Annotated in this window: 14 protein-coding genes and 2 tRNA genes; 4 read left to right on the forward strand and 12 right to left on the reverse strand. The window is 68.2% G+C overall.

From position 1 onward, the window contains the following. Nucleotides 1-63: 63 nt before the first annotated feature. A tRNA-Leu gene (locus GSQ87_RS15535) sits at nucleotides 64-150 on the reverse strand. Nucleotides 151-395: 245 nt separating this feature from the next. Here GSQ87_RS15535 and ahcY point away from each other — a divergent pair. Beyond that, a complete protein-coding gene (gene ahcY / locus GSQ87_RS15540; RefSeq protein ID WP_158916258.1) occupies nucleotides 396-1787 on the forward strand; it encodes an adenosylhomocysteinase in 1392 nt (463 codons plus the stop codon). 187 nt (nucleotides 1788-1974) lie between these two features. On the opposite strand, the gene GSQ87_RS15545 is transcribed toward ahcY, so the two are convergent. Together GSQ87_RS15545 and GSQ87_RS15550 are read right to left on the reverse strand one after the other, a co-directional pair. Beyond that, nucleotides 1975-2445: a hypothetical protein gene (locus tag GSQ87_RS15545; protein WP_158916259.1), complete on the reverse strand. Its 471-nt coding sequence runs from the start codon at nucleotides 2443-2445 to the stop codon at nucleotides 1975-1977. A 64-nt stretch (nucleotides 2446-2509) separates the two neighbouring features. Then, on the reverse strand, nucleotides 2510-2842 hold the full coding sequence (locus GSQ87_RS15550) for a hypothetical protein (RefSeq protein WP_158916260.1): 333 nt from the start codon (nucleotides 2840-2842) through the stop codon (nucleotides 2510-2512). 264 nt (nucleotides 2843-3106) lie between these two features. On the opposite strand from GSQ87_RS15550, the gene GSQ87_RS15555 reads away from it, so the two are divergent. After that, the gene (locus tag GSQ87_RS15555) at nucleotides 3107-5008 is read left to right on the forward strand and encodes an ATP-binding protein (RefSeq protein ID WP_254063017.1); all 1902 of its coding nucleotides are present in this window, start codon (nucleotides 3107-3109) and stop codon (nucleotides 5006-5008) included. Between the two features lie 48 nt (nucleotides 5009-5056). On the opposite strand, the gene ettA is transcribed toward GSQ87_RS15555, so the two are convergent. From ettA to bioB, 9 genes are all read right to left on the reverse strand, one after another. After that, nucleotides 5057-6724 (reverse strand): energy-dependent translational throttle protein EttA, encoded by a 1668-nt coding sequence (gene ettA / locus GSQ87_RS15560; protein WP_158916261.1) that lies wholly within the window; start codon nucleotides 6722-6724, stop codon nucleotides 5057-5059. 123 nt (nucleotides 6725-6847) lie between these two features. Next, nucleotides 6848-8686, reverse strand: coding sequence for a DNA helicase RecQ (gene recQ, locus GSQ87_RS15565; RefSeq protein ID WP_158916262.1), 1839 nt, complete (start codon nucleotides 8684-8686; stop codon nucleotides 6848-6850). 98 nt (nucleotides 8687-8784) lie between these two features. Continuing rightward, on the reverse strand, nucleotides 8785-9147 hold the full coding sequence (locus GSQ87_RS15570; RefSeq protein ID WP_158916263.1) for a group III truncated hemoglobin: 363 nt from the start codon (nucleotides 9145-9147) through the stop codon (nucleotides 8785-8787). Nucleotides 9148-9216: 69 nt separating this feature from the next. Further along, nucleotides 9217-9291 (reverse strand) — tRNA-Val (locus GSQ87_RS15575). 70 nt (nucleotides 9292-9361) lie between these two features. Continuing rightward, complete coding sequence (fsa, locus tag GSQ87_RS15580; RefSeq protein WP_158916264.1) at nucleotides 9362-10018, reverse strand: fructose-6-phosphate aldolase; 657 nt, start codon at nucleotides 10016-10018, stop codon at nucleotides 9362-9364. Nucleotides 10019-10114: 96 nt separating this feature from the next. Continuing rightward, nucleotides 10115-11002 (reverse strand): RNA polymerase sigma factor RpoH, encoded by an 888-nt coding sequence (rpoH, locus tag GSQ87_RS15585; protein WP_158916265.1) that lies wholly within the window; start codon nucleotides 11000-11002, stop codon nucleotides 10115-10117. 141 nt (nucleotides 11003-11143) lie between these two features. Next, the gene (locus GSQ87_RS15590; RefSeq protein ID WP_371416678.1) at nucleotides 11144-12184 is read right to left on the reverse strand and encodes an RluA family pseudouridine synthase; all 1041 of its coding nucleotides are present in this window, start codon (nucleotides 12182-12184) and stop codon (nucleotides 11144-11146) included. Continuing rightward, the gene (hisI, locus tag GSQ87_RS15595; protein WP_158916266.1) at nucleotides 12181-12573 is read right to left on the reverse strand and encodes a phosphoribosyl-AMP cyclohydrolase; all 393 of its coding nucleotides are present in this window, start codon (nucleotides 12571-12573) and stop codon (nucleotides 12181-12183) included. Before hisI ends, GSQ87_RS15590 begins: the two co-directional genes overlap by 4 nt. Next, nucleotides 12570-13598: a biotin synthase BioB gene (bioB, locus tag GSQ87_RS15600; RefSeq protein ID WP_158916267.1), complete on the reverse strand. Its 1029-nt coding sequence runs from the start codon at nucleotides 13596-13598 to the stop codon at nucleotides 12570-12572. The genes hisI and bioB overlap by 4 nt, the downstream gene beginning before the upstream one ends. A 204-nt stretch (nucleotides 13599-13802) precedes the next feature. Between bioB and GSQ87_RS15605 the strand changes: the two genes are divergently transcribed. Beyond that, nucleotides 13803-14678 carry an aldo/keto reductase gene (locus tag GSQ87_RS15605; protein WP_158916268.1) on the forward strand — a complete coding sequence of 292 codons (876 nt, stop codon included), beginning with the start codon at nucleotides 13803-13805 and terminating at the stop codon, nucleotides 14676-14678. A gap of 58 nt (nucleotides 14679-14736) precedes the next feature. Further along, on the forward strand, nucleotides 14737-17085 hold the full coding sequence (locus tag GSQ87_RS15610) for a tetratricopeptide repeat protein (RefSeq protein ID WP_158916269.1): 2349 nt from the start codon (nucleotides 14737-14739) through the stop codon (nucleotides 17083-17085). The last annotated feature ends 39 nt before the right edge of the window (nucleotides 17086-17124 follow it).

Raw genomic sequence — 17124 nt, forward strand, 5'->3', positions numbered from 1 at the left:
ACGGGGAGTCGTCTTTAACATAACGCCCGACGCTTGGCCGCGAGGCCGTCGGCCGATGAATGATGGTGCCCAGGAGAGGACTCGAACCTCCACGGCTTTTATACCACTGGCACCTGAAGCCAGCGCGTCTACCAATTCCGCCACCTGGGCTCGATACCGTCGCGTCGCCACGCCGGTTTCGAGGAGGCGCGACATCTAGGGCGCCGGCCTTCGCGGGTCAACGGTGTGTAACGCCGACGGGGCGCGGCGCTGGCGCACAGGGCCCCTCAATGCAGTCTCCCATCCCCACCGAGCCGCATCGTCAGGCGTCGCCCATATAAGGATATCCTTATATAACATTGCCACTCGGGGCCGGCGCCGATATAGGGACGCGCAAAGTGTCAAAGGAGCCGGACATGGCCGACTACATCATCACGGACATCTCGCTGGCGCCCTGGGGCCGCAAGGAAATCGATATCGCCGAAACCGAGATGCCGGGCCTGATGGCCGTGCGCGCCGAGTTCGGCAAGGATCAGCCGCTGAAGGGCGCCCGCATCGCCGGCTCCCTGCACATGACCATCCAGACCGCGGTGCTGATCGAGACGCTGCAGGCGCTGGGCGCCGACGTGCGCTGGGCCTCGTGCAACATCTTCTCCACCCAGGACCACGCCGCCGCCGCCATCGCCGCGCAGGGCACCCCGGTGTTCGCCGTGAAGGGCGAGAACCTGATCGAGTATTGGGAATACGCCCACAAGATTTTCGAGTGGTCCGACGGCGGCTACCCGAACCTGATCCTGGACGACGGCGGCGACGCCACCCTGCTCTGCGTGCTCGGCCCCAAGGCGGAGAAGGACCCCAGCGTCATCTCCAACCCGCAGAACGAGGAAGAAGAAGCCCTGTTCGCGGTGATGAAGCGTTACCTGGCCGAGAAGCCCGGCTTCTACTCGGCCATCCGCGACGCCATCAAGGGCGTGTCGGAAGAGACCACCACGGGCGTGCACCGCCTCTACCAGATGGCCCAGAAGGGCGAGCTGCCCTTCGCCGCCATCAACGTCAACGACAGCGTCACCAAGTCCAAGTTCGACAACCTGTACGGCTGCCGTGAAAGCCTGGTCGACGCCATCCGCCGCGGCACCGACGTGATGCTGGCCGGCAAGGTGGCGGTGGTCTGCGGCTACGGCGACGTGGGCAAGGGCTCGGCCGCCTCGTTGCGCAACGGCGGCGCGCGGGTGATCGTCACCGAGGTCGACCCGATCTGCGCCCTGCAAGCCGCCATGGAAGGCTATCAGGTCCAGGTGCTCGAGGACGTGGCCGGCATGGCCGACATCTTCGTCACCGCCACCGGCAACAAGGACGTGATCACCGTCGAGCACATGCGGGCGATGAAGAACAACTCCATCGTCTGCAACATCGGCCACTTCGACAGCGAGATCCAGGTCGCCGGCCTGAAGAACTTCAAGTGGGACGAAATCAAGCCGCAGGTCCACCACATCGAGTTCCCGGACGGGAAGAAGATCATCCTGCTGTCGGAAGGCCGCCTGGTGAACCTGGGCAACGCCACGGGCCACCCCAGCTTCGTGATGAGCGCCTCGTTCACCAACCAGACCCTGGCCCAGATCGAGCTGTGGACCAACGGCAAGTCCTACGACAAGCAGGTCTACACCCTGCCCAAGCACCTCGACGAGAAGGTGGCCATGCTCCACCTGGCCAAGCTGGGCGCCAAGCTGACCCAGCTGTCCAAGGCCCAGGCCGACTATATCGACGTGCCGCAGACCGGGCCGTTCAAGCCGGAACACTATCGGTATTGATCGATAACCGCGGCGAATAGCCCAATCATCCGTCGTCCTGGCTTCCAAAGCCGGGACGACGCGATCCCACGGCCCGCCCTCCGCGACGCCACTCGCCTCAGGGGGCGATGATGAGGTGATTTCGCTGAGTGGGAATGCGCCCCGGGAGGTCGGGGCCGATGCCCGCGCGGGGGGCGACGTCACAAGGTTACGTCGGGGGCGAACTCGCCATCGTGCCGACCGCCTGCGATGCGAGCCTGGCTCTTTCCCGCTTTCGCCACGAAAAAAAGGCCCCCATTGCGATGGAGCCGCCCATCAGAAGGCTAAGCACGTTATTGAGTATGACTTCGCTTGAATGGCTCAAACCATCGCCCGTAAACGCGAAGGCTTGAGAGCATAGATTCGCGCTTTGGAGCAGCATCGCGAAGCCCAGCCAGAGGCTGCCGAAACGAAACGCGACGACGAGAAGTCCGATTGCGAGAACGAAATCTAAAATAAATACCACGGTTATCGGAAAATGTGGCCACGAAAGAGCGATAACAATTTCCGTAACAACATAACAAGCAACAACAACAAGCGCGCCCGCTCTTTCGGCAGACCCGCCCTTTAGAATTGCAAACAGGCAGCAAAGCATCTCGAAAAAAAATTCGAGAGACGCAATCAGCCAGGTATTGTGCAAGCTAGGCCCCTGATGTGATAGGGCCTAGCTTGCCCCAAGTTCCTTAAGGCTTAGAAAACCCTACTCAGCCCACCTGACGGAATTCGACTGGCGCCGAGGCCTCGGCTCCCTTGTCGCCATTCCCACCCAGCTTCGTGCGAATGCCGATGCGCAGCTTGGTGCTGGCCAATTCGTTATGAGCCGTCACGACCGCGGCGCGGGCGCTGGCGAGGGCGATCATCGCTTCGGTCGCCTTGGTGACGGCTTCGCCGCCGACAACGGCCGACAGGCCCATTTCGCGGCGCGCGATCATCAGTTCGCCGACCAGCTTAGACGTTTGAGCGATCGCATTATCGATAGCTTCTTCGGTCGAAAACAGTTCGTTCGCGACCTTCTGTGCAACTAGAGCTCGTTCCACCTGAACCTCCACAAACCCAGCTAAGGGTGACCATCATGGTAAACAGGCATTAACCATGACGCCATGGAGAATCGACGGGTGTGACGATTTTGGTCGCCCATAGCGAGAGTAAAAATAGAACAACTCTTCGGCGAAGCTTGGCGCGGGCTAAGCGAACGTTAGGACATCTCGCCTAGCCTAGCAGTTGAACGTGGCCTGCCATGAAAGGCGCGAAGCGGCCGAGATGCTCCCCGAGCGCTCTTGATCCGCGGGAACGGGAAAAGCTTGAAGGGATCCAGCCAGACCCAATCTTTCCAGGGACGCGTCACCGCGGCGATCTTATTGACCGCCGTGACGGTTCTGTTTGTGGGCTGCACGCTGTTCATGATCGAGCAGCACTACGCCGAGAGCGCCGCCAGCACCCGATCCAACACCAACCTCGTGCACGCCCTCGCCGACGCCGAAGCCAAGGCGCTCGCACGCGGGGACCTGACGACGGTGACGCAGAATATCAACGCGATCCGCTACATGGAGCGCGTGGTTTCCGGCCGGGTGAGCGGCGGCGCCCAGACGTTCGCCAGCTTCGACAACGCCCACGTCACAGGGCCGGCGGCTCGGGTCTATCGCGCGCCCCTGATCGCCGACGGCAAGGTCTGGGGAGAGCTGCGCCTCGGCATCCAGCCACACGCCTCCACTCTGGTCCTGTCGCAGTTGCTGGCCATGGGCGGCGCCCTGTTCTTCGCCGCCACGGCGTTGGCCTTGTTCCTGGGCCGCTGGCTGGCCGAGCGGATCACCGGGCCGGTCGCTCGGCTTTCCGAGACCATGGCCACGGTGGGCGAGAGCGGCGTGTTCTCGGTGCGGGTGGAGCCGCACGCCCCCGACGAGATCGGCCGTCTGACCGAAAGCTTCAACGACCTGATGGCGCGGTTGCACCGCAACGACCTGGCGCTGCGCCAGACCCTGGTCGAGCTGACCAAGGCGCGTGATTCCGCCCAGGCCGCCAATATCGCCAAGTCCCAGTTCCTGGCCAATATGAGCCACGAGATCAGGACCCCGCTCAACGGGGTGCTGGCCATGGCGCAGATCCTGACCCGAAGCGAACTCGCCCCGGTACAGCGCGACCGGGTCGAGGTGATCCGTCAGTCGGGCGAGACCCTGCTCGCCCTGCTCAACGATATCCTGGACGTCTCCAAGATCGAGGCTGGCAAGCTGGAGCTCGAGGTGGCCGAGTTCGACCTACAGGACGTGATCGAGACCGCCCACACCAGCTTCCGCCCCATGGCGGAACGCAAGGGGCTGACCTTCAACGTGCAGGTGGCCGAGGGCGCCCAGGGCGTCCGGCGCGGCGACTCCGCCCGGCTGCAGCAGATCCTGAACAATTTCCTGTCCAACGCGGTGAAGTTCACCGCCGTCGGCGACGTGACCCTGTCGGTCCTGGGCGAGGGCGACGACGGGGCCGAAGGGGTGCGGATCGGGGTGCGCGACACCGGCATCGGCATTCCGGCCGACAAGCGCTCGCTGCTGTTCAAGAAGTTCTCCCAGGTCGATGCCTCGACCACGCGCCGATATGGCGGCACGGGCCTTGGCTTGGCGATCTGCCACGAGCTTTGCGAGCTGATGGGCGGGCGGGTGTGGGTCGAGAGCGAGGAGGGCCAAGGTTCGACCTTCTTCGCCTACCTGCCCTTCCCGCGCGTGGCGGATGCGCCGCAAAAGGCCGCGCCGACCACGGCCCCCGAGCCTGCGGCCGCCGCTTCTGACCCCACGCCGATGGATACGCCGGCGGAAGGCGCGCTGCGCATCCTGGCGGCGGAGGACAACGCGACCAACCAGCTGGTGCTGTCCACCATCATGCAGATCTTCGGCGTCGACCTGACGATCGTGGGCGATGGGCGCGAAGCGGTGGAGGCCTGGCGGGGCGACGTGTTCGACCTGATCCTGATGGACATCCAGATGCCGAACATGGACGGCGTCGCCGCCACCCGCGCCATCCGCGCCGCCGAAGCGGCGGAGGGCCGGGCGCGGACCCCGATCGTGGCCCTGTCGGCCAATGCGCTGACCCATCAGGTGCAGGAATACCTGGCCGCGGGCATGGACGCCCACGTGGCCAAGCCGATCGAGATCGAGAAGCTCCAGTCGGTGCTGGAACGGGTGCTCGCCGGCGCCGAGGCCGAGAACGCCGCGGCCTAGGCGGCGGGTGGGCGGACGAGAGGGGCTAGGCCCTCCCGTCCCAGAACCCTACCGCATGAACTTCTGGAACTTCAGGCGCTTGGGGATGAGACTGTCAGCGCCCAGGCGGCGCTTCTTGTCTTCTTCGTAGGCCTCGAAGTTGCCCTCGAACCATTCCACGTGGCTGTCACCCTCGAAGGCCAGGATGTGGGTGGCCAGCCGGTCCAGGAACCAGCGGTCGTGGCTGATGACCACGGCGCAGCCCGCGAACTCCTCCAGCGCTTCTTCCAGGGCCTGCAAGGTCTCGATGTCCAGGTCGTTGGTCGGTTCGTCGAGCAGCAGGACGTTGCCGCCGGTGCGCAGCGTTTTGGCCAGGTGGACGCGGTTGCGCTCACCGCCCGACAGCAGCCCGACCTTCTTCTGCTGGTCGCCGCCCTTGAAGTTGAAGGCGCCGACATAAGCGCGTGAATTGATCTCGCGCTTGCCGACCACGATGATGTCCAGCCCGTCGGCGATCTCCTGCCAGACGGTCTTGTTGGGATCGAGCGCGTCGCGGCTCTGGTCGACATAGGCCAGCTTCACCGTCTCGCCGACCTTGACCGTGCCCGCGTCGGGCAGCTCCTGGCCGGTGATCAGCTTGAACATGGTCGACTTGCCGGCGCCGTTCGGGCCGATCACGCCGACGATGCCGTTGGGCGGCAGGCGGAAGGTTAGCTTGTCGAACAACACCTTGTCGCCGAACGACTTTTCGAGACCCTCGACTTCCAGCACCAAGTTGCCCAGGCGCGGGCCGGGCGGGATCTGGATCTGGGCGAAGGTCTGGGCGTTGCGCGCGTTCTCCTGGGCGCTGACCATCTCCTCGTAGGAGGCCAGGCGGGCCTTGGATTTGGCCTGGCGGGCCTTGGGGCTAGAGCGCACCCACTCCAATTCCTTGGTGAGCGCGCGCTGGCGGGCCTCGCTCTCGCTCTGCTCCTGCACGACGCGCTTCTGCTTCTGCTCCAGCCAGCCGGAGTAGTTGCCCTCGTAGGGCACGCCCTTGCCGCGATCGAGCTCCAGCGTCCACTTGGTGACCTGATCGAGGAAGTAGCGGTCGTGGGTGACCAGGATCACGCAGCCCGGGAAGGCTTCCAGGTGGTGCTGCAGCCAGGCCACCGACTCCGCGTCCAGGTGGTTGGTGGGTTCGTCGAGCAGCAGCATGTCGGGCTTGGCCAGCAGCAGCCGCGCCAGGGCGATGCGGCGCTTCTCGCCGCCGGACAGCTTGTCCACCGGCCAGTCGGCGGGCGGGCAGCGCAGCGCGTCCATGGCCTGCTCGATGCGGCTATCGATGTCCCACAGGTCGGCCGCGTCGATCTTCTCCTGGAGGGTGTTCATCTCCTCCATCAGCGCGTCGGAATAGTCCTCCGCCATTTCCAGGGCGATGGCGTTGTAGCGGTCGAAGATCTTCTTCTCTTCGCAGTCCGAGATCACATTGGCGTAGACGTCCAGCGCCTCGTCCAGGTTCGGCTCCTGCTGCAGGTAGCCGCGCTTGATGCCGTCGGCCGCGCGCGCCTCGCCGGAGAACTCGGTGTCCCAGCCGGCGATGATCTTGAGCAGGGTCGACTTACCCGAGCCGTTGACCCCGACCACGCCGATCTTGGCGTCGGGATAGAAGGACAGCCAGATGTTCTCGAACACCTTCTTGCCGCCGGGGAAGGCCTTGGTCAGGCCCTGCATCTGGAAAATATACTGGGCGGCCATGCGGGTGGCGCTCCTTGGGACAGGTCGGACGTCTGGGGGTGCGCGGGATGTAGCGGGGCGGCGGGTCCCGCGCAACCCGGCGCGCCATGGCGGAGATGAGCGGAGGAAAAAGGAGCGCCAGTCTCAGGCCGCCTCCGCCTCCCCACCGCGCTTCACCACCTCCAGCACCGCCGCGCCGTAGCGGTCGAGCTTGCCCTGGCCGACCCCGCTGACCTCGCCCAGCGCCGCCAGCGTGCGTGGCCGGGCGTTGGCGATGTCGAGCAGGGTCTTGTCGTGGAAGATCACATAGGGCGGCACCGCCTGCTGCGACGCCTGCCCCTTGCGCCACGCCCGCAGCGCCTCGAACAGGGCCTGCAGTTCCGGCGGCGCGTCGGCCAGCGGCGCGGGGCGTTCGCGACGGCTGGCGCGCTCCTTGGGCGGCGCGATCGCCCGCATCTCCACCTTGCGGGCGCCGCGATAGATCTCGCGCACCGCCTCGCCCTCGCCGAGTCCGATCAGCGGGCGTCCGTCGTTGGGCTCCTCGTGCAGCAGACCGTCGAACAGCAGCTGGTCCAGCAGGGTCCGCCATTCCACCGCGCTCAGGTCGGAGCCGACGCCGAAGGTGGACAGCGCCGCTTCACTGGGGTGCACGTCCTTGGTCTTGCCCAGCAGGTGGTCCACCACCCGCCCGCGCCCGTAGCGGCCACCGAGCCGGTGCACCGCCGACAGCGCCATCTGCGCGGCCTTGGTGGCGTCGCGCGCCTCGGGCGGGCTGAGGCAGAGATCGCAATGGCCGCAGGGTTCGGCCCCGACCTCGCCGAAGTAGCGCCGCACCGCCACCGCCCGGCAGCCCATGCCGTCGAGCATGGTGTAGAGCTGGCGCACCTTGCGCACCTGCACCTGCTTGACCTCTGGGGCGACCTCGCGCTCGTCGATGCGCCGCAGCGCCCAGGCCATGTCGGCCGAGCCGTAGAGCGTGATCCCCTCCGCCGGCTGGCCGTCGCGCCCCGCGCGCCCGACCTCCTGCCAGTAGGCCTCCACCGAGCCCGGCGGGTCGGCGTGGATGACGTAGCGCACGTCCGGTTTGTCGATGCCCATGCCGAAGGCGATGGTGGCCACCATCACCGCCCCGTCCTCGTCCAGGAACCGCGACAGCCGGTCGTGGCGCACCTGCTTGTCCAGGCCCGCGTGATAGGCCAGGGCCGGCGAACCCGCCGCCGCCAGCCGCTCGGCCAGCTGTTCGGTGCCCGCGCGCGAGCCGGCGTAGATCACCCCCGCCCGCCTCGGCCGCGCGCGCACCAGGGCCTCGACCCGCGCATGGGCCGGCCCGGACTTGCGCTCGGCCGACAATTGCAGCTCGGGCCGCGCGAAGCTGTCGACGAACTCGCGCGCATCGGCCAGCCGCAGTTCGTTGCGGATATCCTCGCGGGTGCGGGCGTCGGCGGTGGCTGTGACCGCCAGGCGCGGCGCGTCCGGAAACACCTCGGCCAACCTGCCCAGGCTGCGGTATTCGGGACGGAAGTCGTGACCCCACTGGCTGACGCAGTGCGCCTCGTCGATGGCGACCAGCGCGATGTTGCGGTTGGACAGCCGCTCCAGCACGGCGGACTGCATCAGCCCTTCGGGCGACATGTAGAGCAGGTCGAGTTCGCCCTCCCCGATCCGCCGCCAGGTTGTGCTGCGTTCGTCCAGGGTCGCGTTGGAGTCCAGCCGGGCGGCGGCCACGCCCGCTTGCTGCAGGCCCTGCACCTGGTCGGCCATCAGGGCGATCAGCGGCGAGACCACCAGCCCGAGCCCCGGCCTCACCAGGCTCGGCACCTGGTAGCAGAGGCTCTTGCCGCCACCGGTCGGCAGCACGGCCATGGCGCTGCGCCCGGCCAGCACCTCGCCGATCACGCCGGCCTGTAAGCCCCGAAAATCGGGGTGGCCGAACACGCGGTGCAGGATCTCGCGCGCCGCCTGCATGTCGGACTCAGCACCCATCGGGGCCTTATGCCCTCGCCGCGGCGGAAGGGGCAAGGCGGGTCGACGTCACGCGTCGAACGCAGCGGTCGAACCTGGCTCCGCCAGGCCCACGCCGATCAGGCGGGACGAAGCGGCAAGCCGGCGCGCAGGCTCCGGCCGATCATCTCGGCGCGCGATTTGAGGGTTTGGGCGGCGGCGCCCGCAAACCCCTCGTCCGCGGTTTCGGCCCATAGGCCAAGCCAGCGGTCGAACATCTCCGGCGTCAGCGCATGGCGCAGATGCGCGCCCATGGGGTCGCCCTTGTAGCGGCGCACGCCCAGCAGGGCGCCGATCCAGAAATCCGAGATGTCGCGCAGGTGTGGCTCCCAATCGCTGATCGCGGCGGCGAACACCGGCCCCAGCAGATCGTCCCCGCGCGCCCTGATGTAGAAGCGCCGCACCTGATCTTCGATGCTGGACTCGGACAGTTCGGTGAACATGACGCCTCCCGGCCGAGGCTGGACGCCCGGATGGGGGACCATTCTCACGGCTTGGGATGGGTAAGGGGATGGTGGACGCGGCTGGGATCGAACCAGCGACCCCTACGATGTCAACGTAGTGCTCTCCCGCTGAGCTACGCGTCCGCCCGGGAAGCGGGGCTTATAGCTTGCGGATCGTCGCCGCTGCAAGGGCTGGCGGACACAGGCGCGGCAGTTAGCCCAGGATGGTCTGGCCGCTGGCCGTCCAGTCGGCGGTGAACTGCTGCAGACCGCGCTCGGTCAGGGGGTGGGCGAGCAGCCCCTTGAACACCGACGGCGGAATGGTGGCGCAGTCCGCACCCGACAGGGCCGCCTCGCGCACATGGGCCGTGGAGCGGATCGAGGCGGCCAGAATCTCGGTGCTGAAGCCGTACTGGTCGTAGATCGCGCGGATGTCGGCGATCAGGCCCATGCCCTCCGCGCCATGGTCGTCGAGCCGGCCGACGAAGGGCGAGATGTAGGTCGCCCCCGCCTTGGCCGCCATCATCGCCTGGACGGCGGAGAAGCACAGGGTGACGTTGGTCTTGATCCCGCTTCGGGAGAAGGCCTGCGCGGCCTTCAGCCCGTCCCAGGTCAGCGGCAGCTTGACCACCACATTGGCGGCGATCGCGGCCAGCCGCTCGCCCTCCTTGACCATGGTGGCGTAATCGGTGGAGGCCACTTCGGCGGAGACCGGACCGTCGACCAGGGCGCAAATCTGCGCGATGGTCTCGAGGAACACGCCGCCCTGCTTGGCGATCAGGGAGGGATTGGTGGTGACGCCGTCGACCAGGCCGCTGGCGGCCAGGGCCTTGAGTTCGCCCACGTCGGCGCTGTCCACGAAAAGCTTCATCGCAGGCTCCTGATCGCCGCCCCCAGGCGGTGAGCGGCGATATAGGACGGACGCCGGCGAATGGCTACGCCAGCGTCCTGTCCACAGGTATCAGGCTCAGGCGTCGATCAGGTGACGCGCCTGGGCGGCCGCCTGCATGGCCTTCTGCAGCTTCTCGAACCCGCGCACCTCGATCTGGCGCACGCGCTCGCGGCTGACGCCGTACTGGCCGGCCAGCTCTTCGAGCGTGGTCGGGTTGTCCTTCAGCCGGCGCTCGGTGAGGATATGCCGCTCACGGTCGGTGAGCTCCTGCATAGCCTCGTCGAGCAGGCTCATCCGGATGTTCTTCTCCTCGCTCTCGGCCAGGACGTGCTCGGCGCTCTCGGCGGTGTCGTCGACCAGCCAGTCCTGCCACTCGCTCTCACTGTCGGCGCGCAAGGGCGAGTTCAGCGAGCTGTCGGGGCCGGACAGGCGTCGGTTCATCGAGATGACGTCGTCGTTGGTCACGCCTAGCCGGGTGGCGATGATGGCCACCTGGTCGGGATGGAGGTCGCCCTCCTCCAGCGCGCTGATCTCGGACTTGGCCTTGCGCAGGTTGAAGAACAGCTTCTTCTGCGCCGCGGTCGTGCCCATCTTCACCAGCGACCAGGAGCGCAGGATGTATTCCTGGATCGAGGCGCGAATCCACCACATGGCGTAAGTGGCCAGGCGGAAACCCTTGTCGGGCTCGAACTTCTTGACCGCCTGCATCAGGCCGACATTGCCCTCGCTGATCACCTCGCCGATCGGCAGGCCGTAGCCGCGGTAGCCCATGGCGATCTTGGCGACGAGGCGCAGGTGGGAGGTGACGAGCTTGTGCGCCGCCTGGGGGTCTTCATGTTCACGCCAACGCTTGGCGAGCATGAATTCCTCGTCCTTGGTCAGCATGGGAAATTTGCGGATCTCGGTCAGATACCGTGAGAGGCCGCCCTCCGGCGAGATCATCGCCAGCGCATTTGTCGCCATAGGTAGTTATCCCCTTCAGCACGAAGCCAGATGGGGGTCGTCGCCCGGCCTTGTTCAGGGGTCGGTGGGAGCGCGGCGTCCCGTCCGTTAGCACTTGCGAGATATAGTGGACAGTTGCGTCCTGTTTAAGGCTCATTTCGCCTAGGCGCGAAAAAACCTAGCGCTGAGGTTGGTCTCTAGCTGCGACATGTCGTCCGGCAAAGGGATCTCGAAGCGTAGCTGTTGGCCGGTAATGGGGTGGACGAAGCCCAGCACCGCCGCATGCAGGGCCTGGCGCTTCAAGCCGGCGTCCGCCATCGCCTCCCGCACTGCGGTGGTGGGCGAGCCCGAACCGTAGATCGGGTCGCCCAGGACGGGCACGCCCTTGGACGCCAGGTGCACCCGGATCTGGTGGGTGCGGCCGGTCTCCAGGCGACAGAGCATCTTGGCCGCCAGGGGCTTCGCCTGGGGCCCGAAGGTGGCCTGGGTGCGGTAGTGGGTGATCGCCTCGCGCCCGCCAGTCCTGAGCACCGCCATCTTCTTGCGGTCGTGCTGCGAGCGGCCGAGGCGGGAGGTGATGGTCCCGCGCGAGGGCTCCAGCGCGCTGCGGACGAAGGCGGTGTAGGCGCGCTCGATATCGTGGGCGGCGAACAGGGCCGACAGCCCCTGGTGCGCAGCGTCGGACTTGGCGGCGACCATGACCCCGGAGGTGTCCTTGTCCAACCGGTGGACGATGCCGGGCCGCATCACCCCGCCGATGCCCGACAGGCCGCCCGCGCAATGATACAGCAGGGCGTTGACCAAGGTGCCATCGGGCGTCCCCGGCGCAGGGTGGGCGGCCATGCCGGCGGGCTTGTCCAGCACGATCAGGTCGGCGTCCTCGAACAGGACCACCAGCCCCAGGTCCTGCGGCTGGGGGATGGCCGAGGCCAGGGCCGGCACCAGGATGCTGTAGAGGCCGGGCCGGGCCTTGGAGGAGATGTCGGTGACGGGCGTCTCGCCGAACCGCACCGCGCCGTCGGCGATCAAGGCCTGCACCCGCCCGCGCGACAGCTCCGGCACGGCGTGGGACAGGGCCTTGTCCAACCGCTCGCCGGCGGTCGCCTCCGTCAGTTCGACGGAGATGTCGTGGGCGGCGCCATCGGAAGCGTCGATGTCGTGCGCGATGTCATCGTCCGCGGCTTCAGGATCGGACACGCTCAAGGCCGCTCCACCAGTCGCCCGTCCTCCGCCACCCGATAGAAGCAGGAGCGGAAACCGACGTGGCAGGCGCCGCCGTCGCCTTGCGGCCGGACCTTGAGCAACACCGCGTCCTGGTCGCAGTCCACCCGCAGCTCGACCACCGTCTGCACCTGGCCGCTGGTCGCGCCCTTACGCCAAATCTCGGAGCGGGAACGACTCCAGTAGTGCGCTTCGCCGGTGGCCAGCGTGCGCTCCAGCGCCTCGGCGGTCATCCAGGCCAGCATCAGCACCTCGCCGCTGTCGGCATCCGTGGCGATGGCGGCGATCAGGCCGTTGGCGTCGAAGCGAGGCGTCAGCGTTTCGCCGCGCTCCAGCGCCTGCTTGTCGCCCGGCGGCGGGAAGCCGCTCATGAGGCGTAGATCGGCGCGCGCTCGGGCTCGCTCGCCGGCGCACGGGCGGCAGGCTCAGCGTCGACCGGCATGGGACGCAGGCCCAGGTCGCGCAGCAGGCGGCTGTCCTCGTCCTCGCCCGGCAGGGGCGTGGTCAGGAGCTGGGCGCCGACGAAGATCGAATTGGCCCCGGCGGTGAAGCACAAAGCCTGCAGCTCGCGGCTCATGCCCTCGCGCCCGGCGGCGATGCGCACCATGGCCTGGGGACAGACCAGCCGGGCGACGGCGATGGTGCGCACGAACTCGATCCCGTCGACCGGCGCGCTGTCCTGCAAAGGCGTGCCGGCGATCGGCACCAGCCCGTTGACCGGCAGGCTGTCGGGGTGCTCGGGCAGGGTGGCCAGCGCATGCAGCAGGCCGACCCGGTCGGCGCGGGTCTCGCCCATGCCGACGATGCCGCCGCAGCAGGTCTTCATCCCGGCCGCGCGCACATGGGACAGGGTCTGCAGCCGGTCGTCATAGGTGCGGGTGGTGACCACGCTGGCGTAATATTCCGGCGAGGTGTCGAGGTTGTGGTTGTAGTAATCCAGCCCCGCCTCGCGCAGCGCCACGGCCTGGTCCTCGCGCAGCATGCCCAGCGTGGCGCAGGTTTCCAGGCCCAGCGCCTTCACCCCGGAGATCATCTCCGCCAGCTTGGGCAGGTCGCGGTCCTTCAGGTCGCGCCAGGCGGCGCCCATGCAGAAGCGTCCGGCGCCGGCGGCCTTGGCGCGCTGGGCGTCGGCGATCACCGCCTGCGGGTCCATCAGCTTGGAGGCCTTCAGCCCGGTGTCGAAGTGGGCCGACTGGCTGCAATAGCCGCAGTTCTCCGCGCAGCCGCCGGTCTTGATCGACAGCAGCTGAGACAGCTGGATCTCGGCTGGGTCGAACCAGCGGCGATGGACGGCGGCGGCCCGGAACACCAGATCGGTGAACGGCAGGTCGAACAGGGCGGCCACCTCGGCGCGGGTCCAGTCGTGGCGCGGGGTGGCGGGATCGAGCGGGGTCATCTGCAGGGTCCGAAACAAACGTCTTGGTGCTGTCATAGCAGCGCGGCGCGCGTTTGCACGCCGATCAACGCCGGCTTGGCGCTTCGTTAAGCAATCTCGGGCAGGATCGGGCGTAGTTAATCCTGATGCGGAGAGGGCCATGCCGGCCGCCATTTGCAGAGCCGGACGATCTCCGGCGTCTGTCCGGCCCGACCCGAAACCGCCGTGCGCGGCCTTCGCGTGAGCGCCGTCACCGACAAGCTGGGCATGGGCGCGGGCCGCTTCGGCGCCCCCGCCACCGCCGATTCGCGCGCCGGCCCCAATCCCGCCGAAGCCTTCGCCATGGCGGCGCTGGCGGCCGAGGCCGGCGTCCGGCTGATCGACACCTCGCCCGACAACGCCGAGGCCGAGCGCGTGCTGGGCCAGGTGGCGCCGCGCGAACCGGCCTTCGACTTCGTGATCAAGACCGCCATCCCCGACGAGGGCGGCGTGGACGCCATGCTGCGCCGGGCCAGGACCTCGTTGCGCCGGCTGAAGCTGGAGCGCGCCCGCGCCATTCTGGTGCGTCCCGCCTCGATCCTGCTCGACGCGGAGGGCGCGCGCCTGTGGACAGGCCTTCGCAAGCTGCAGGACCAGGGACTGTTCGAGACGGTGGGCATCTGCGCCTGCGCCTGCGACGACCCCATCGGCCTCGCCCGGCGGTTCAAGCCGGACGTTATGCAGTTGCCCGTCAGCCTGCTCGACCGGCGCATGATCGACAACGGCGTCCTGACCGAACTGGCCGCCATGGACGTGGAGCTGCACCTGCGCTCGACCTTCCTGCGCGGCCTGCTGTTCGAACCGGCCCCGGTGGAGGCGCCGCAGATCTCGCGCCTGCGCCGACTGCTGGCCGAGGCGGGCGCCGACCCCATGCAGGCGGCGCTGGCCTTCGCGCTGGGACGGCCGGAAGCCTCCAAGGTGATCATCGGCATGGGCTCGCCACTGGAGCTGCGCGCCGTGCTGGCGGCGGCCAAGGCGCCCACGCCCGCGCTGGACTGGGAGGCGCTGCACCTGGACGCCCATCCCTGCCGGATGACCGCCCAGCGCTGCCGGGCCGCCTGAGCCCGTTACTCTTGAACGCCCTATTGACGCCGTCGCCCGCCTGGGCCACCGCACGGCCATGGCTTCCCCCGCCCCAGCCCAGATCGCGCGCGGCCTGATCGGGCGCGGCCTGGCCGAGCACAAGGCCGGCCACCTCGACGCCGCCGAACCGCTGTACCGCGAGGGCTTGGCGCTCGACGCCAAGGTCCAGGAGGGCTGGCGGCTGCTGGGCGTGCTGTTGCAGCAGAAGGGCGCTACGGCGGCCAGCGTGGAGGTCGTCGAGCGGGCGCTGGCGCTGGGCCGCAACGCGGTGGACCTGTCCAACCTCGCCAACGCCTTGAATCAGTTGGCTCGCTCTGAGCAGGCCGCCGCCGCCGCCGCCGAGGCGCTCAGCTTCGACCCGCGCATGCCCGCCGCCCACCTGAACCTGGGCGTCGCCAACCGCGCCCTGGGTCATCGCGAGGCCGCCGCCCAGAACTTCCGCGCCGCCGCCGGCCTGCAACCCGCCTATGCCGACGCCCATCTCAATCTCGGGGTGACGCTGACCGAGCTCGGCAAGCCGGACCAGGCCGAGGCGCCGCTACGCACCGCCGTCGGCCTCCTGCCCCAGGCGGCCGAGCCGCAGTTCAACCTGGGCAATTCGCTGCTGCGCCAGCTCCGCTTCGAGGAGGCCCGCGACGCCTATCTGGAGGCGATCCGCCTGCGTCCGGCCTATGCGGAGGCGCACGGCAACCTGGCCGCCGCCTACAAGGCCCTGGCCCAGCTCGACCTGTCGGTCGTCCACTACGCCGAGGCCGCGCGCCTGGCCCCGCGCGACATCGTCCTGCTGCAGAACTACGCCCTGATGCTGGCCGAGCTGCGCCGCTACGGCGAGGCGATCCCGGTCTACGAGCAGGCCGTGGCCCTGAACCCGCCCCAGGCGCCGATCTACACCAACCTCGGCAGCGCCATCCAGGAGTACGTCCGCGACCGCCACGACGTCGGCGTGCTGGCGCTGCTGGACCGCGCCATCCTGGCCCACCTACAGGCGTTGTCGATCAATCCCGAACTGGTGGCCGCCCAGATGAACCTGGGGCTGGCCCTGCTGGCGCGCGGACGGCAGGCCGATGCGGTGGAAGCCTTCAAGACCGCCATCGCGCTGCAGCCCGACGTGGCGGAATCCCACAGCAACCTCGGCCAATGCCTGTCCGACATCGGTCAGTTCGAGGAGGCGGCCGCAGCCTGCCGCCGCGCCATCGAGCTGAACCCGAAGCTGGCGGAGGCGCACTCCACCCTCGGCAACACCCTGATCGCGCAGAACAAGGTGGTGGAGGCCGAGCCGCACTACCGTGACGCCCTGGCGATCAAGCCCGAAATGCCGGGCGCCTGGTGCAATCTCGGCGTCTCCCTGTTCCGCCAGGGGCGCGCCGCCGAGGCCGAGACCGTCTACGAGACGGCGCTGAAGTACGATCCCAACCTGCCCGACGCCCACTGGAACTACGCCCTGGCCCTGCTCCAGCGCGGCGTGTTCGACGAGGGGTTCGCCGAGTACGAGTGGCGGCTGAAACGTCCCGGCCGGCTGCGCCAGGACGCCGGCTTCACCCAGCCGCTGTGGGACGGGCGCGAGCTGAACGGAGCGTCTATCCTGATCCATGCCGAACAGGGCTTCGGCGACGCCATCCAGTGCGCGCGCCTGATCCCCCAGGTGGCGGCGCGCGGCGGCCGGGTGGTGCTTCAGGCCCGCAAGCCGCTGAAGCGGCTGATGGAGCACCTGCCGGGCGTGGCGGAATTCGTCATCGACGGGGACCCGGCCGTGGACATCGCCTGCCGCGCGCCGATGTTCAGCCTGCCGCATCACTTCGTGCGCAGCCTGGACGACCTGCCGGGCGCCATCCCCTACCTGCCCGTCGACCCGGAACTATCCGCCGCCTGGGCCGCGAAGCTGGCCACCATTGCGCCGGACGGGCTGAAGGTCGGCATCGTGTGGAGCGGCAACCTGACCTCGGAGGTGGAGATCGGCCGCTCGATCCCGCTCAAGGCCCTGGCGCCCCTGGCCGCCGTTCCCGGAGCGCGCCTGATCAGCCTGCAGAAGGCCGACGGCATGGACATGCTCGACGACCCGACCCTGGGTTTCGAGGTCGCGCGCCTGGACGAGGTCTACGACGCCGGCGACTTCGCGGAGACGGCGGCGGTGATGGCCAACCTCGACCTGCTGATCAGCTGCGACACCGCCTCGGGCCACCTCGCCGGGGCCATCGGCAAGCCGGTGTGGATCGCAGTCAACCGGGTGTCGGACTGGCGCTGGATGGAGGATCGCGAGGACACCCCCTGGTATCCGACCATGCGCATCTTCCGCCAGCAGACGCTCGGCGACTGGGGTCCGGTGTTCGAGCGGATGGCGGCGGCGTTGCGGGAATGGCGCCCTTCCCCCTCGAAGGGGGAAGGGTAGGGTTGGGGGTGAGTGCAGGCTGTGTGACGTGGGGCGATA

The organism is Caulobacter sp. S45, assembly GCF_009765965.1.
Classification (GTDB): domain Bacteria; phylum Pseudomonadota; class Alphaproteobacteria; order Caulobacterales; family Caulobacteraceae; genus CAHJWH01.

Excerpts from the sequence above, each read along its gene's own strand:
- ahcY (WP_158916258.1), top strand. The coding sequence starts at position 396 with ATGGCCGACTACATCATCACGGACATCTCGCTGGCGCCCTGGGGCCGC.
- ettA (WP_158916261.1), bottom strand. The coding sequence starts at position 6,724 with ATGGCCGCCCAGTATATTTTCCAGATGCAGGGCCTGACCAAGGCCTTC.
- recQ (WP_158916262.1), bottom strand. The coding sequence starts at position 8,686 with ATGGGTGCTGAGTCCGACATGCAGGCGGCGCGCGAGATCCTGCACCGC.
- GSQ87_RS15570 (WP_158916263.1), bottom strand. The coding sequence starts at position 9,147 with ATGTTCACCGAACTGTCCGAGTCCAGCATCGAAGATCAGGTGCGGCGC.
- fsa (WP_158916264.1), bottom strand. The coding sequence starts at position 10,018 with ATGAAGCTTTTCGTGGACAGCGCCGACGTGGGCGAACTCAAGGCCCTG.
- rpoH (WP_158916265.1), bottom strand. The coding sequence starts at position 11,002 with ATGGCGACAAATGCGCTGGCGATGATCTCGCCGGAGGGCGGCCTCTCA.
- hisI (WP_158916266.1), bottom strand. The coding sequence starts at position 12,573 with ATGAGCGGCTTCCCGCCGCCGGGCGACAAGCAGGCGCTGGAGCGCGGC.
- bioB (WP_158916267.1), bottom strand. The coding sequence starts at position 13,598 with ATGACCCCGCTCGATCCCGCCACCCCGCGCCACGACTGGACCCGCGCC.
- GSQ87_RS15610 (WP_158916269.1), top strand. The coding sequence starts at position 14,737 with ATGGCTTCCCCCGCCCCAGCCCAGATCGCGCGCGGCCTGATCGGGCGC.